Annotated in this window: 13 protein-coding genes; 10 read left to right on the forward strand and 3 right to left on the reverse strand. The window is 63.4% G+C overall.

The features are described 5' to 3' along the window. Position 1 precedes the first annotated feature (1 nt). Positions 2-1,429, reverse strand: a complete 1,428-nt coding sequence (locus AC1RRT_RS04710) for a class I SAM-dependent methyltransferase (protein ID WP_493012625.1) — start codon at positions 1,427-1,429, stop codon at positions 2-4. A 360-nt stretch (positions 1,430-1,789) separates the two neighbouring features. On the opposite strand from AC1RRT_RS04710, the gene AC1RRT_RS04715 reads away from it, so the two are divergent. The 4 genes from AC1RRT_RS04715 to AC1RRT_RS04730 are packed head-to-tail and all read left to right on the forward strand — an operon-like array spanning position 1,790 to position 6,504. After that, complete coding sequence (locus AC1RRT_RS04715; RefSeq protein WP_493012626.1) at positions 1,790-2,902, forward strand: microcin C ABC transporter permease YejB; 1,113 nt, start codon at positions 1,790-1,792, stop codon at positions 2,900-2,902. Next, complete coding sequence (locus tag AC1RRT_RS04720; RefSeq protein ID WP_493012627.1) at positions 2,899-3,927, forward strand: ABC transporter permease; 1,029 nt, start codon at positions 2,899-2,901, stop codon at positions 3,925-3,927. Before AC1RRT_RS04715 ends, AC1RRT_RS04720 begins: the two co-directional genes overlap by 4 nt. Further along, entirely contained in the window at positions 3,924-5,543 is a 1,620-nt protein-coding gene (locus tag AC1RRT_RS04725) for an ABC transporter ATP-binding protein (protein ID WP_493012628.1), read from the forward strand. The genes AC1RRT_RS04720 and AC1RRT_RS04725 overlap by 4 nt, the downstream gene beginning before the upstream one ends. Positions 5,544-5,574: 31 nt before the next feature. Next, entirely contained in the window at positions 5,575-6,504 is a 930-nt protein-coding gene (locus AC1RRT_RS04730; protein WP_493012629.1) for a 2-hydroxyacid dehydrogenase, read from the forward strand. Between the two features lie 7 nt (positions 6,505-6,511). Here the strand turns inward: AC1RRT_RS04730 and AC1RRT_RS04735 are convergent, their stop codons facing one another. Further along, a complete protein-coding gene (locus AC1RRT_RS04735) occupies positions 6,512-6,913 on the reverse strand; it encodes a hypothetical protein (protein ID WP_493012630.1) in 402 nt (133 codons plus the stop codon). A gap of 73 nt (positions 6,914-6,986) precedes the next feature. Continuing rightward, complete coding sequence (locus AC1RRT_RS04740; RefSeq protein ID WP_493012631.1) at positions 6,987-9,164, reverse strand: primosomal protein N'; 2,178 nt, start codon at positions 9,162-9,164, stop codon at positions 6,987-6,989. 108 nt (positions 9,165-9,272) lie between these two features. Between AC1RRT_RS04740 and fsa the strand changes: the two genes are divergently transcribed. The 6 genes from fsa to AC1RRT_RS04770 all read left to right on the forward strand — a co-directional run bounded on the left by fsa (position 9,273) and on the right by AC1RRT_RS04770 (position 14,115). After that, on the forward strand, positions 9,273-9,938 hold the full coding sequence (gene fsa, locus AC1RRT_RS04745) for a fructose-6-phosphate aldolase (protein WP_493012632.1): 666 nt from the start codon (positions 9,273-9,275) through the stop codon (positions 9,936-9,938). 10 nt (positions 9,939-9,948) lie between these two features. After that, on the forward strand, positions 9,949-10,665 hold the full coding sequence (locus tag AC1RRT_RS04750) for a DUF484 family protein (protein WP_493012633.1): 717 nt from the start codon (positions 9,949-9,951) through the stop codon (positions 10,663-10,665). Continuing rightward, a complete protein-coding gene (locus tag AC1RRT_RS04755; RefSeq protein ID WP_493012634.1) occupies positions 10,641-11,615 on the forward strand; it encodes a tyrosine recombinase XerC in 975 nt (324 codons plus the stop codon). The genes AC1RRT_RS04750 and AC1RRT_RS04755 overlap by 25 nt, the downstream gene beginning before the upstream one ends. Before the next feature lie 19 nt (positions 11,616-11,634). After that, complete coding sequence (locus tag AC1RRT_RS04760; protein ID WP_493012635.1) at positions 11,635-12,342, forward strand: formyltransferase family protein; 708 nt, start codon at positions 11,635-11,637, stop codon at positions 12,340-12,342. Then, a complete protein-coding gene (locus AC1RRT_RS04765; RefSeq protein WP_493012636.1) occupies positions 12,342-13,247 on the forward strand; it encodes a polysaccharide deacetylase family protein in 906 nt (301 codons plus the stop codon). Before AC1RRT_RS04760 ends, AC1RRT_RS04765 begins: the two co-directional genes overlap by 1 nt. A gap of 91 nt (positions 13,248-13,338) precedes the next feature. Continuing rightward, positions 13,339-14,115 (forward strand): DUF3750 domain-containing protein, encoded by a 777-nt coding sequence (locus tag AC1RRT_RS04770; RefSeq protein WP_493012637.1) that lies wholly within the window; start codon positions 13,339-13,341, stop codon positions 14,113-14,115. Positions 14,116-14,181 lie beyond the last annotated feature (66 nt).

A 14,181-nucleotide genomic window follows, 5' to 3' on the forward strand; every position in this document is an offset into this window, starting at 1 on the left:
TTTATGCCCGTAGAAGCATGATGACTTCCGATCCATATCCACGGGACAATAGGTCGGAACAATTCCTCTCGTCCGCCAACAGCGTCTTCATGACGCGGGCAGCTGCCTTCAGCTGCGGCGTAGGAGAGGTTTGAGCGTAGTAGTCGAAGTAAGCAGCACCATCGTCGAAAAGATCGGCGCCAGACGTGGTCCCCACAATTTCAAAGCCCGATCCCGAACGCTCGAAATATGTCGTGAGCCATGACTTTCCGAATAGCAGCAGGTGATACGGTGCATATGCGTTGAAGAAATCAAAAGCATGGATGGCCGGAGAATCCATGTCCGGTGTGGTCAGCAGGAAACAACCGCCGGGGCGCAGGGCCGCTTTGACCTTCATCATCAGATTGACGAAACTTTTGAAATCCAGATGCTCGATCACCTCGAATGCGGTGATCAAGTCGTATTCATTCTGCCCTAGATCGTCCGCGATTATATTGATCGCCTTGGTTTCAATCCCACGCTGCGTGAGCTCATGATGCTGTCTCGCGTCAAAATCCGAATGAACGACCGTCCAGTTGGGCTGTCGCTGCTTGGCATGCATCGAGAAGCGGCCACTGCCGCCACCGAGGTCGAGAATCCGGGCGTTGTCCGGGACATGTTGGACCGCCATGTCGAGCGCGATCCTGACCTTGGGCGCCATCGGTGCCGCGAAGATCACATCCAGAGGCGCGCCTCCATCGGCGGCATCGTAGTCATCGTACAGCTCGCCCGTGCGCTCAGGCGCAACATGCGGCGTCATAAAGCCAAGACCGCAGGACACGCACTGAACATACAAAGCGATCTCAGGCGAGACATAACCAATCACCGGCTGCGATGCACGACCATGTAGCGGCACCAGATCTGCGCCGCCACAATGGGGGCAGGTTTTCTGGTACACCGCACCCGCGGACACCCCATAGAGCGCCAAGTCGAGATGATGCCGTTTCACCGCAGCGTTGATGCCATCGATGTCGAGCTTCCACAGCTCCGGCTCGCGCTCGAGCAGCAGCCGGAACATCTTATGCCGCTTCACCTTGCGCAGATTGAACTGGTTGTTGAAGCGAAGCTGCGTATCCGCCTGCAGCACATAGGCCGGACCGCCTGCAGCGCCAGGCCTCGTAAGGCGATCGAACTGCGTGCCGGGCACCGCGCCGGTCAGGGTCACCACGCCGGCGCCAGCCTGCAGCTTGGCCAGCGCCTGCTCTACGTAATCGAAATCCGTCAGCACATTCTCTGCCGAGATATGCAGCACAGGCCCGTCATTTGACGCCGGCTGGCCGAAATCGACCCGCTGTACGCCAAAATATGCATGACGCTTGGTGATGAAAGACCTGACGATGTCGTCCAGCCCTTTGAACGTGAGTCTTTCGATTCCGTGGACGACGGAAGAAACCGGCAACTGCTTTGCCATTAAACATGCACCATTCGTCGATTCGCGCGCGCATCACTTATATTTCCAAACGCCCCATTTTGAAACGTCTGGCGCCATAATTCTCCTAGAAGATCGCCATTTTTTGACCTGACCGCGACTCGCGCCAGCGATCTTGGATGGCCGCATGGGACTCCAGCGCGCAGCCTGGCGAATGGCCTGATTTCCATATGGGGCCTGGCAACCCACGGCGGTATTTGTTTCTATTTTGTTCAATCGCAATGACATCGCCCCTTGCTAAAAATAGATTGAACAAACAAACCATGCCGCCGGTTTGCGTCTGTCAGTGCGCTGTGGTCAATTGAAGTCATTGATTTCGCAAGACGGATGCGGCCGCCAAGCATGCTCGCCTATATCCTCCGCCGCCTGGCCCTGATCCTGCCGACCCTGTTCGGCATCATTCTGATCAATTTCGTCGTGGTGCAGTTCGCGCCCGGCGGCCCCGTCGAGCAGGTCATCGCCCAGGTGACGGGCACGGCCGCCGACAGCACGGCGCGGATCGGCGGCGCCTCGGGCAGCGAAACCGGCCCGGCCGGCGGCGCCTTCGCCCAGGCGGCCGAAGGTGCCAGCAGCCGCTATCGCGGCGCGCAGGGCCTGGACCCGGAATTCATCAAGAAGATCGAAAAGCAGTTCGGCTTCGACAAGCCGGCACATGAGCGTTTCCTGCTCATGCTGGGCCAATATGCCCGGCTGGATTTCGGCGTCAGCTATTTCAAGGACCGCCCGGTGGTGGACCTGATCCTGGAAAAACTGCCGGTCTCGATCTCGCTCGGCCTGTGGACCACGCTGCTCGTCTACCTGATCTCGATCCCGCTCGGCATCGGCAAGGCGGTACGCGATGGCAGCCGCTTCGACATCTGGTCCTCGGCCGCCATCGTGATCGGCGAGGCCATCCCGGGCTTCCTGTTCGCCGTGCTGCTGGTCGTTCTGTTTGCCGGCGGCAGCTTCGTGCAGTGGTTCCCCTTGCGCGGGCTTACCTCGGACAACTGGGCGCAGCTCAGTTTGGGGGGCCGGATTCTGGACTACTTCTGGCATCTCGTGCTGCCGGTCATGGCCATGGTGATCGGTGGCTTCGCCGGCCTGACCATGCTGACCAAGAATTCCTTCATGGAAGAAATCAACAAGCTCTATGTGCTGACCGCCCGGGCCAAAGGCCTGAGCGAGGGCCGCGTGCTGTACGGCCACGTCTTCCGCAATGCCATGCTGATCGTGATTGCAGGCTTTCCCGGCGCCTTCATCGGCATCCTCTTCACCTCCTCGCTGCTGATCGAGGTGATCTTCTCGCTCGACGGGCTAGGCCTGCTTGGTTTCGAGGCAGCGCTGAAGCGCGACTATCCGATCATGTTCGGCTCGCTGTTCATCTTCACCCTGCTGGGTTTGGTGGTCGGCCTGGTCTCCGACCTGATGTATATGGTGATCGATCCGCGCATCGACTTCGAGAGCAGGCAGGCATGACCCTGTCGCCCATCAATGCCCGCCGCTGGCACAACTTCCGCGCCAACAAGCGCGGCTTCTGGTCGCTGTGGATTTTCCTGGCACTCTTCGCGCTCAGCCTGAGTGCTGAGCTGATCGCCAACGATTCTCCCGTCCTGCTGCGCTACGACGGGCAGTTCTACTATCCGGCCTTCAAGGCCTATCCGGAGACCACTTTCGGCGGCGACTTCGAAACCGAGGCGAAATACCGCGACCAGTTCGTCGCCGACCTGATCAAGGAAAAGGACGGCTGGATGATCTGGCCGCCGATCCGCTACAGCTACCGCACCATCAATTACGAGCTCGGCCGTCCAGCCCCTGCCCCACCTAGCAGGGAAAACTGGCTCGGCACCGACGACCAGGGCCGTGACGTGCTGGCGCGCCTGATCTACGGCTTCCGCATCAGCGTGCTGTTCGGCTTGATCCTCACCATCTTCAGTTCGATCATCGGCGTGACTGCCGGCGCGGTGCAGGGTTATTTCGGCGGCAAGACCGACCTGCTGTTCCAGCGCTTCATCGAAATCTGGTCCGGTCTGCCGACCCTCTACCTGCTCATCATCCTGGCGAGCATCGTGCAGCCGAATTTCTGGTGGCTGCTCGGCATCATGCTGCTGTTCTCATGGATGGCACTGGTCGGTGTGGTGCGCGCGGAATTCCTGCGCGCCCGCAACTTCGGCTATGTGCGCGCCGCCCGTGCGCTCGGCGTGTCCGACAGCGGCATCATGGTCCGCCATCTGCTGCCCAATGCCATGGTGGCGACGCTGACCATGCTGCCTTTCATCCTGAACGGCTCGATCACCACGCTCACGGCACTCGACTTCCTCGGCTTCGGCCTGCCACCGGGTTCGCCCTCGCTGGGCGAGCTGCTCAGCCAGGGCAAGAACAACATCCAGGCACCCTGGCTCGGCATCACTGCCTTCATGATCCTCGCCGTGATGCTCAGCCTGCTGCTGTTCATCGGCGAGGCCGTGCGCGACGCCTTCGACCCCCGGAAGATCTTCAAATGACCGATGCGCTTCTGTCGGTGAAAGACCTGCATGTGCGTTTCGGCGACAACCCCGAGGCGGTGCGCGGCGTCAGCTTCGACATCGCGTCCGGCGAGACCCTGGCCCTGGTCGGCGAAAGCGGCTCGGGCAAATCAGTGACGGCGCTGTCGGTGCTGCAGCTGCTGCCCTATCCGCTGGCCAGCCATCCCGCCGGCAGCATCACATACCGGGGCGAGAACCTGGTGGCCGCATCGCCAGAGGTGCTGCGCCGTATTCGCGGCAACCGCATCGCCATGGTCTTCCAGGAGCCGATGACCTCGCTCAACCCGCTGCACACCATCGAGCAGCAGGTGAACGAGGTGCTGACCCTGCACAAGGGCATGAACCGGGCGCAGGCACGCGCCCGTACGCTGGAGCTCCTGAAGCTGGTCGGCCTGCCTCAGGCCGAGCAGCGGCTCGGCGCCTATCCGCACCAGCTGTCAGGTGGTCAGCGCCAACGCGTGATGATCGCCATGGCGCTCGCCAACGAACCCGACATCCTGATCGCCGATGAGCCGACCACCGCGCTCGACGTCACCATCCAGGCGCAGATCCTGAAGCTGCTGAAAGACCTGCAGCAGAAGATGGGCATGGCGCTGCTGCTGATCACACATGACCTGAACATCGTGCGCAACGTGGCCGACCGCGTCTGTGTCATGACCGAGGGGAAGATCGTCGAGAGCGGCCCGGTGGCGCAGGTTTTCGGCCAACCGAGCCATGCCTATACGAAAAAGCTGCTCGCCGCCGAGCCCAAGGGCGTCGCCGCCGTCGCCCCTGTCGATGCGTCGATGGTGGCCGAGGCAAAGGACCTGAAGGTCTGGTTCCCGATCACGGCCGGCCTGTTCAAGCGCACCATCGGCCATATCAAGGCCGTCGATGGCGTCAGTTTCCAGATCCGCGCCGGCGAAACGTTGGGCGTTGTCGGTGAAAGCGGCTCGGGCAAGTCGACGCTGGCCTATGCGCTGCTGCGCCTGCAGAAAAGCACCGGCCTGATCCGTTTCCAGGGCCAGGATCTGCAGGGCAAAAGCTGGGCCGAGATCCGCGCCCTGCGCCGCCAGATGCAGATCGTGTTCCAGGATCCGTTCGACTCACTCTCGCCGCGCATGTCAGTCTTCCATATCGTGTCTGAGGGCCTGAAGGTGCATGGCATCGGCGGGTCCGAGAGCGAGCGCCGCAGCATGGTGGCGGCTGCACTCACCGAAGTGGGCCTAGATCCCGCTACCATGGATCGCTATCCGCATGAATTCTCCGGCGGCCAACGCCAGCGCATCGCGATTGCACGCGCCATGGTGCTGAAGCCGAAATTCCTGGTGCTGGACGAGCCTACCTCGGCGCTGGACATGAGCGTGCAAGCCCAGATCGTCGACCTGCTGCGCGACCTTCAGGAGAAACACGGCCTGGCCTATCTGTTCATCAGCCACGATTTGCGCGTGGTGCGGGCGCTAGCCGACCGCGTCATGGTGATGAAAGACGGCAAGGTGGTGGAAGAAAACACGGCGAAGCAGATTTTCGACGCCCCGCAGAATGACTATACCCGCGCGCTGATCGCCGCCGCCTTCGAGATTGCGGTGCGTCACGAAACCGCCACCCGTACATAATCCCCAAGCCCAATACTTCAAAGAAAGCTCTATGGCTGTTCTGATCTATACCAAGGCGCATGACCCGGCCGAATGGGCCGCCGCCATGCGCGCCATCGACCCCACACTGGATATCCGCCTGCATCCGCAGACTGGCAATCCGGCCGAGATTGAGGCCGCCGTGGTGGCCAAGCCGCCGCATGGCCTGCTGAAAAGCTTTCCCAATCTGAAGCTGATCCACGCTTTCGGCGCCGGCGTCGACGCCATCCTGGCCGACCCCGAGCTGCCGCGTCATGTGCCGTTGACCCGCGTGGTGGATGAACGCCTGACCGTGGCGATGACGGAATATATCCTGCTGCATGTGTTGCGCTTTCACCGTCAGGTCGATGCCATGGCGCTGAACCAGCGCAACAAGACCTGGAAGTGGCTGGCGCCGGTGGATGCCAGCGAGCGCGTTGTCGGCATTATGGGCATGGGCGCGCTGGGCACGGCGGCGGCCGAGAAGCTGAAGCCCTTCGGCTTCCAACTGGTGAGCTGGAGCCGCGGCCTGAAGGCGGTCGATGGCGTCACCAGCTTCCATGGCGACGATCATCTCGATAGCTTCCTGCGGCTGTGCAACGTGCTCATCTGCCTGTTGCCGCTGACCAAGGAAACCCGTGGCATCATCAACCGCCGCTCGCTCTCCCTGCTGCCGCGCGGCGCCTATATCATCAACGCTGCCCGCGGCGGCCATGTGGCGGAAGCCGACCTGCTGCATGCGCTGGACAGCGAATGGCTGTCAGGCGCGACATTGGATGTCTTCGACGAAGAACCCCTGCGCGACGACCATCCCTTCTGGACTCATCCCAAGGTGACAGTGACGCCGCATAACGCGGCCGACAGCATCCCGGCGCAGGTGGCGCCACAGATCGTCGACAACATAAAACGCATGCAGAGCGGCCAGCCGCTGCTGCGCGTGGTGGATTACAAGCGCGGCTACTGAGGCCGCCTCATTCCCACTTCTTGAAGATTTCGACGAACTTGTCTTCGCCACAGGCAATGAAATAGCCGCGCAGCGCGCAATTCTCGGATTCGCCCAGTCGCTTGCGCACAGCCTGCAGCGCCGGCAGCATTTCCTTGGCCAGCTGCTTGTCATTGAAGCGCATCACCTCGCCCTGGGTGCGCGCACCGTCATAGATCACGCCAAGGCTTTCCTCGGAATTGATCTCGGGGCGGCGCTTGTAGAAAGTGTTGAGGCTTTTCAGGCCGCCGGTCTTCTGGATGAACTGCACGAAGTTGCTAAGCGCCATATGGCGCTTCTCGGGCGCGGTTTCCTTGGCCTCGAAGCAGCCTGACAGCAGCAGCGCCGCAATGGCCAGGACGCCGAGCGCTGAACCGCAATGAATCCGCATGAAAGTCTTCCCCTCGAATAGACTCAGCCGTCGCCGGGCGCGGCCGTTGCGGCCCACTTTAAAAGCCCAAGTCTTACAGAAAGCTATACGGATCGACGTCGACGGCCCGCTTTACAGCCGAGGGTAGTTTTACTTTTGCGATCCATTCCCGCAACACGGCGGGCACGTCGATCTCGCGACTGGCCTTGAGCAGCAGCCGTTCGCGGAAGCGGCCACGCAGGTAATGCAGCGGCGCCGGCGCCGGGCCGAGTACAACCAGGCCATCGCCCCTGGGGGCGACGCGGGCCAGCGCACGCGAAGCCTGCTCGACCTGGGCCTGATCGGGGCCACTGATGATCAGGGATGCCAGGCGGCCAAAGGGCGGCATGCCGGCGCGCTGCCGCTCGGCCATTTCAGCCGCCAGGAAACCGACTCCATCATGCTTGCTGAGCGCCATGATCACCGGATGCTCGGGCAGGAAACTCTGCAGCAGCACACGACCAGGATGCGCGGCGCGGCCGGCACGGCCGGCCACCTGGGTGAGCAGCTGGTGCGTGCGCTCGGCGGCGCGCGGATCGCCGCCGGCCAGGCCCAGGTCGGCATCGATGACCCCAACCAGCGTGAGTAGCGGGAAGTGATGCCCCTTGGCCACGATCTGCGTACCGATCAGGATATCGACCTCACCCTTCTCCATGCGCGTCAGCACTTCGGAAATCTGCGCGGGCGTATTGGTGGTATCCGAGGCCATCATGGCGATGCGCGCATCGGGGAACAGGCTGGAGGCTTCCTCCACCAGCCGCTCAACGCCAGGGCCACAGGCCTTGAACTTGTCTTCGGCGTTGCATTGCGGGCAATGCTGCGGCAGGCGCTCCTGATGGCCGCAGTGGTGGCATTGCAGGCGGCCATGGCGCTTGTGCTCAACCAGCCAGGCCGAGCAGTTCGGGCAGCTCATCCGATGGCCGCAGGCGCCGCACAGCGTCAACGGCGCATAGCCGCGGCGGTTGAGGAACAGCATGGCCTGCTCGCCACTGCCGATGGTTTCCTCAATCGCATGCCGCAAGGGCGCGCTGATGAAGCGTTGCGCCGGCAACCGCTCTTTCCGCAGATCGACCACATCGATCTTCGGCAGAACCGCCGTGCCATGGCGTTCGGGCAGCACGGCATGGGCATAGCGGCGGCGCGCCACGTTATGCAGACTTTCCAGCGAGGGTGTGGCAGAGGCCAGCACGCAGGCAGCGCCCTCCAGCTTGGCCCGCACCACCGCCATGTCGCGGGCATTGTAGATCACGCCCTCTTCCTGCTTGTAGGAGGCATCGTGCTCTTCATCGACCACCACCAAGGCCAGGTCGGCATAGGGCAGAAACAGGGCCGAGCGCGCCCCGATCACCACCCGCGCCTCGCCGCGGCTGATGGCCCGCAAGGTGGCGGCGCGGCGGCCTTCGGCCATTTCCGAATGCCAGGCCCAGGCCGGCGCATTGAAGCGCTGCTCAAAGCGATCCAGCGACTGCTGGGTCAGCGCGATTTCGGGCAGCAGCACCAGAACCTGGCGACCATCCTTCAGCGCCTCGGCGATCGCCTCGTAATAGACCTCCGTCTTGCCCGCGCCTGTTACGCCTTCCAGCAACGTGACGGAGAAATCTTTCGCGGCCACGGCGGCGCGCAAGGCGGCGGCGGCTTCGGCCTGCAGCGGATTGAGCGGACGCCCCCTCTGCTGCCAGTCGGGCAATGGCGGCGCGCGGAAGGCCGGCACGCTCTCGGACTGCAGCGCACCCAGCTCGACCAGCTTGCGCACCACGGCCTGCGAGACGGCGGCGGCCTCGGCCAGTTCGGTGACGCCAAGTCCCGGCCGCTCGGCTGCCATCTGCATGACGCGATCTCTCTGTGCACTGGCACGCAGATCGGCCGGCACCGGGCCGGCACGCAGCACCTGCCGCAGCGGCGGCGCTTCGATCAGGGCACGCGGCTCCGGCAGGCACATCTTCAGCACCGCGCCGGTGGGGTTGAGCGTATAGGCCGCGACCCAGTCCACCAGCTTGCGCAGCGCGGGCGCGATCGGGGGCGCATCACAGCGCCGCAGCACGGATTTGAGCTTCGCGGTAGGCGGTAATGCCTCGGGTACGCCATCCCAGACCACGCCGAGCGAAACCCGGGTCCCGATGGGAACTTCCACGATGTCGCCCGGTTGCAATGGCCCCGCCTCGCCCACCCGATAGGTGAACGGCTCGGCCAGCGGCAACGGCAGCAGGACGCGGATCTGGTCGGCAGCGGGCAAAAGGGCGGTTCCGGTGGAATGACCTTACGGGGTCGGGTATTGTTAACCAAATCGACTGTAGCATCGCGGCCGATTCGCGTCGCGGCAGCCGCCCACGGAGTTTAGGACATGAAGTTTTTCGTCGATACCGCCGACATCGCCGAGATTGCAGAGCTCAACGATACCGGCCTGCTCGATGGCGTGACCACCAATCCCTCCCTGGTGGCCAAGACCGGCAAGGATTTCGTCACCACGATCAAGGAAATCTGCAAGATCGTGAAGGGTCCGGTTTCGGCCGAGGTGACCGCCACCGACCATGCCACCATGCTGGCCGAGGGCCGTAAGCTGGCCGCCCTGGCCACCAACGTGGCCGTGAAGGTGCCGCTGACCATGGACGGCCTTAAGACCTGCAAGGTGCTGTCGGATGACGGCATCATGGTCAACGTGACGCTGTGCTTCTCGCCCGCCCAGGCGATCCTCGCCGCCAAGGCCGGCGCCACCTTCATTTCGCCTTTCGTGGGCCGGCTGGACGATATCGGCCAGGACGGCATGCAGCTGATCGCCGACATCGTGCAGATCTACAACAACTACCCCGATTTCAAGACCGAGGTGCTGGTCGCCTCGATCCGCCATCCGATCCATCTGATCGAATCCGCCAAGCTGGGCGCCGATGTCGCCACGCTGCCGCCCAATGTGCTGAAAAGCCTGGTGAAGCATCCGCTCACCGACAAGGGGCTGGACGCCTTCCTGGCCGACTGGAAGAAGACCGGCCAGTCGATCCTGGACAGCAAGTAAGATCACCGTCATGGCCGACCGCACCACAGCACCGCTCTCCACCCCCGCACTCAGCGAGGCCGAGGTCATTGCCTGGCTGCAGCAGCATCCTGATCTGCTGACCCGCCATCCCGACCTGTGCGACATCCTGCTGCCGCCGGCGCGCCAGCAGAGCGGCGACAATGTCGTCGACCTGCAGCGCTTCATGGTGCAGCGCCTGCAAGGCGAACTGCATCGCGTGTCGCATGTCGGCACCGAACTGCTGGATGCCAGCCGCCAGAATCTCTCTGCCACCCAGCGCGTGCATGCCGCCGTGCTGATGCTGCTGGAAGCCGGCAGCTTCGAGCACATGATCCATATGGCGACGCAGGACTGGACCGACCTGTTGGAGGTCGACGCCATCAGCCTCTGCGTCGAAGGCGATCCGGAAAAAATGAAGGACATTGCCACTGGCGGCGTGGTCGTGCTGCCCAGCGGTGCCATCGAGACGCTGCTCGGTGCGCTGCCCGCCGTGGCGCGCGACCATTGCGAGGCCGCCGACTGGATCTACGGCCCGGCGGCGACGCTGGTGAAATCCGATGCGCTGGCGCGCCTGGATTTCGGTCCGACCGCGCCGCAAGCCCTGCTCGCGCTCGGCTCGCGCGAGGCCGACAAGTTCCAGCCCAACCAGGGCACCGAACTGCTGCAATTCCTCGCCGGCGTGCTCGGCCGGTCGGTGCGGTCATGGCTCGATCTGCCGCAGCCATAACCACAAGCGAAGAGCACCTGCCGTTCTTCCTCGCCGCCGATGACGTGAAGGGCAAAGCAGAAGGCTGGTATCGCTGGCTGGCCAAGGAAAAACGTTTTTCAAAACATACGTTGCGCGCCTACGGACAAGACCTGTCGGGTTTCCTGGCTTTCCTGAGCGATCATCTGGGCGAAGCTGCGACGCTGGATGACCTGCGCTCCTTGCGTCAGGCCGATTTCCGCGCGTACTTGAGCCGCCGCCGCAACGATGGCATCGAAGCCACCTCGCTGGCGCGCAGTTTAAGTGCCGTGCGCAGCTTCTTCCGTCGCCTGCAGAAGGATGGCGTGGTGGAGAATGCTGCCGCCAACCTGATCCGCACGCCAAAGCGGCCGCATAGCGTGCCCAAACCCTTGAGCGTACCCGCCGCGCAGCAGGTGATCGACGCCGCCGACGAGGCCGATACCGCCCCTTGGCTGCAGGCACGCGACGCTGCAATCCTGACGCTGCTCTGGGGCGCCGGACTGCGTCTGGGCGAGGCGCTGGGGCTCAATGGCGAAGACCTGCCGAAGGGCGACACGTTGACAGTGACCGGCAAGGGCAACAAGCAGCGCCTGGCGCCCATCCTACCGGTGGTACGCGAGGCCATCGCCGTCTATGCAAGGCTCTGCCCCTATCCGATCAGCCAGGGCACGCCGCTGTTCTATGGCGCGCGCGGCAAGCGCGTCGACCCGGCCATCGTCCAGAAGACGATGCGCAACGCACGGCGCATGCTGAATCTGCCCGAGACCGCCACGCCACATGCCCTGCGCCACAGTTTCGCGACGCATCTGCTGGCGGCTGGCGGCGACCTGCGCACCATCCAGGAACTGCTGGGCCATGCCTCACTGACCACTACGCAGCGCTATACCGAGGTGGATGCCGAGGCCCTGCTGCGGGTCTATGACGGCGCTCATCCGCGCGCCAGACTCTGATCTTCGGATTCAAACCATCATGCGCCTGTGCATCCTCACCACTGAAACGCTGCATCACGCCCATTACGTGCGGGCACTGGCCGACCGCGGGCATGACGTCCTTGCGCTGGTTGAAAGCGGTTCGCTCAAGCCGCCTTATGAGACCGCACACCCTTTTGAGGCCGAACGTGAAACCTACGAACGCGAATACTGGTTCGGTGGCAAGACCGCCCGTATCGCCGACTTCTGCAGGACGCAGGTTTTCGATGACATCAACCAGGCCGACTGCATCACCGCGCTGACTGCCAGCGAAGCCGAGCTGATCATCACCTTCGGCACCCGAATCCTGCGCGCCGACCTGATTGCGGCGGCCGGCGGCCGGCTGCTCAACCTGCATGGCGGAGACCCTGAACACTATCGCGGCCTCGACACCCATCTGTGGTCGATCTGGCATGGCGATTTTGCCGGGATCGCCACCTGCCTGCATCGCGTCGCCGCGGATCTGGATACGGGCGATATTCTGGACTGCCAGCCGGTGAAGATCGCGCGCGGCAGCAGCCTGCATCAGTTGCGGCAGGCGAATACGGAAACCTGCCTGCGCCTGACCGATACGGCCGTCACACAAATGCTGGCTGGCCGATTGGAAACCCGTGCGCAGCGCCAGAAAGGCCGATATTATTCCTTCATGCCCACTCCATTGAAGGCGATCTGCGTGAAACGCTTCGCCCGTTACACGGAGACGTTATGATGGATTACGCAGCCCGACTGCGGGATGATCGGTTCGCGGTTTTTCTATTCCACGGCGTGATCGAGACACAGACGCATCCGGTGCGCAATTACACGCGCAAGCACCTTGAGGCCGACTATTTCGCCGCCAGCCTGCGTTCACTACTGGATGCCGGCGGCCACCCTGTTTCGCTGGACGATGTCGCCGCCCATCAGGCGGATGGCAAGCCGCTGCCGCCGAAAAGCTTCAGCATCACGTTTGACGACGGATTTCTCAACAATCTGACTGTTGCCGCGCCCATTCTCGCCGATCTGGGCATTCCGGCCACCTTCTATGTCACCAGCGATTTTATTCAGTCGAACCGCATGTCCTGGGTCGATCGCATTGAATGGGCTGTCGAACAGATTCCCGCCGGCAAGCTGCGACTGCCCTGGACCGATGAGGCGCGCTTTTCCACCGACGATGAGAAACGTGCGCTGCTGAGTGAAGTGCGGCGCCAGGTCAAAAGCGATCGCAGCATTTCGATGGACGGCCTCGCCACCGATATCCAGCTGCAGCTTGGCCTGCCGGAAACCTGGTCGACCGACGATCCCCTGGATCGCAAGATGACCTGGGATGAGGTGCGCAGGCTCGACAGCGACCCGCTGTTCGTTGTCGGCGGCCATTCACACACCCATGCTATCCTCTCCTTCCTGACCCCCACGGCGCTGGAACAGGAGCTCGACACCTCGCTGGACCTCCTGCGCGAGAAAGCCGGCATCGGGCCGCGTCACTACTCCTATCCGGAGGGTCTGGCGCATTGCTATTCCGATGCAGTGATCGCCGCTCTGAAACAGCGTGGCGTGGTGGTCTGCCCGTCGGCCATCGACGGCGACAATGACCTGTCCACCGACCTGTTCCACCTGCGCCGGGTCATGGCTGTCTGAGCCGGGTGATCGGCGTCACAGACCACCGGCGGCACACGCCCCAGCTTTGCCTTAATCGGAGGAAATTCTATGCTTCTCCGTGCAGGCAGACATGACCATCAGATTTCGCCCCCTCATCCGCTATGCCCTCCTCGGCCTCGCCGGCCTGATCGCCGTGCCCTTGCTGGCCAGTGGGGCGTCGATTGCAACAGCCGAGCGCAAGCACTGGTCGCAGGCCCGCTGGGACTCCGTCGGCCTCGCGCCTGACCCCGTCTCCTACAAGGATGCCGTGGTGCAGGTTTACGCGGCCCGCGTCTGGGGCTGGCGTGGAGCGCTGGCCGTCCACACCTGGGTGGTGGTCAAGCCGGCCGGCGCACCCAGCTACACCCGTTACGAGGTGGTGGGCTGGGGTGGCGCGCCGGTGCGGATCAGCCAGCGCGTTCCCGATGGCTACTGGGCCGGCAATGCGCCGGAGCTGCTGCACGACCTGCGTGGCCCGGAAGCCGCCGCAGCCATCCCTCTGCTGATTTCAGCCGCCGAGCGCTATCCCTGGCGCGACGAATACGTGATGTGGCCGGGCCCGAACTCCAACAGCTTTGTCGCCTGGCTGGCCCGCGAGGTACCGGAGCTGGGCCTGCAACTACCCCCCACCGCCGTGGGCAAGGACTGGATCGGCGCCACCCGGCTGGTCGCCCCGGCTCCCAGTGGCACCGGCTGGCAGGTCTCGCTGTTTGGCCTGGTCGGCGCCACCGCCGCTGCGCGCGAGGGCCTGGAACTCAACCTGCTGGGCTTCACCATCGGCCTGGATGTGCTGCGCCCGGCCATCAAACTGCCCGGTCTGGGGCGGCTTGGCATGCCTGCCGAGCAGACTGCGGATATCCACAAATAACCTGCAGTTGAGAGTTTTCCTCGCCGTTCGCGGGGAGTAATTCTGTCCACAGGATGCTACACTCCG

It is taken from the genome of Ferrovibrio sp. GW821-FHT12B10 (genome assembly GCF_058807515.1).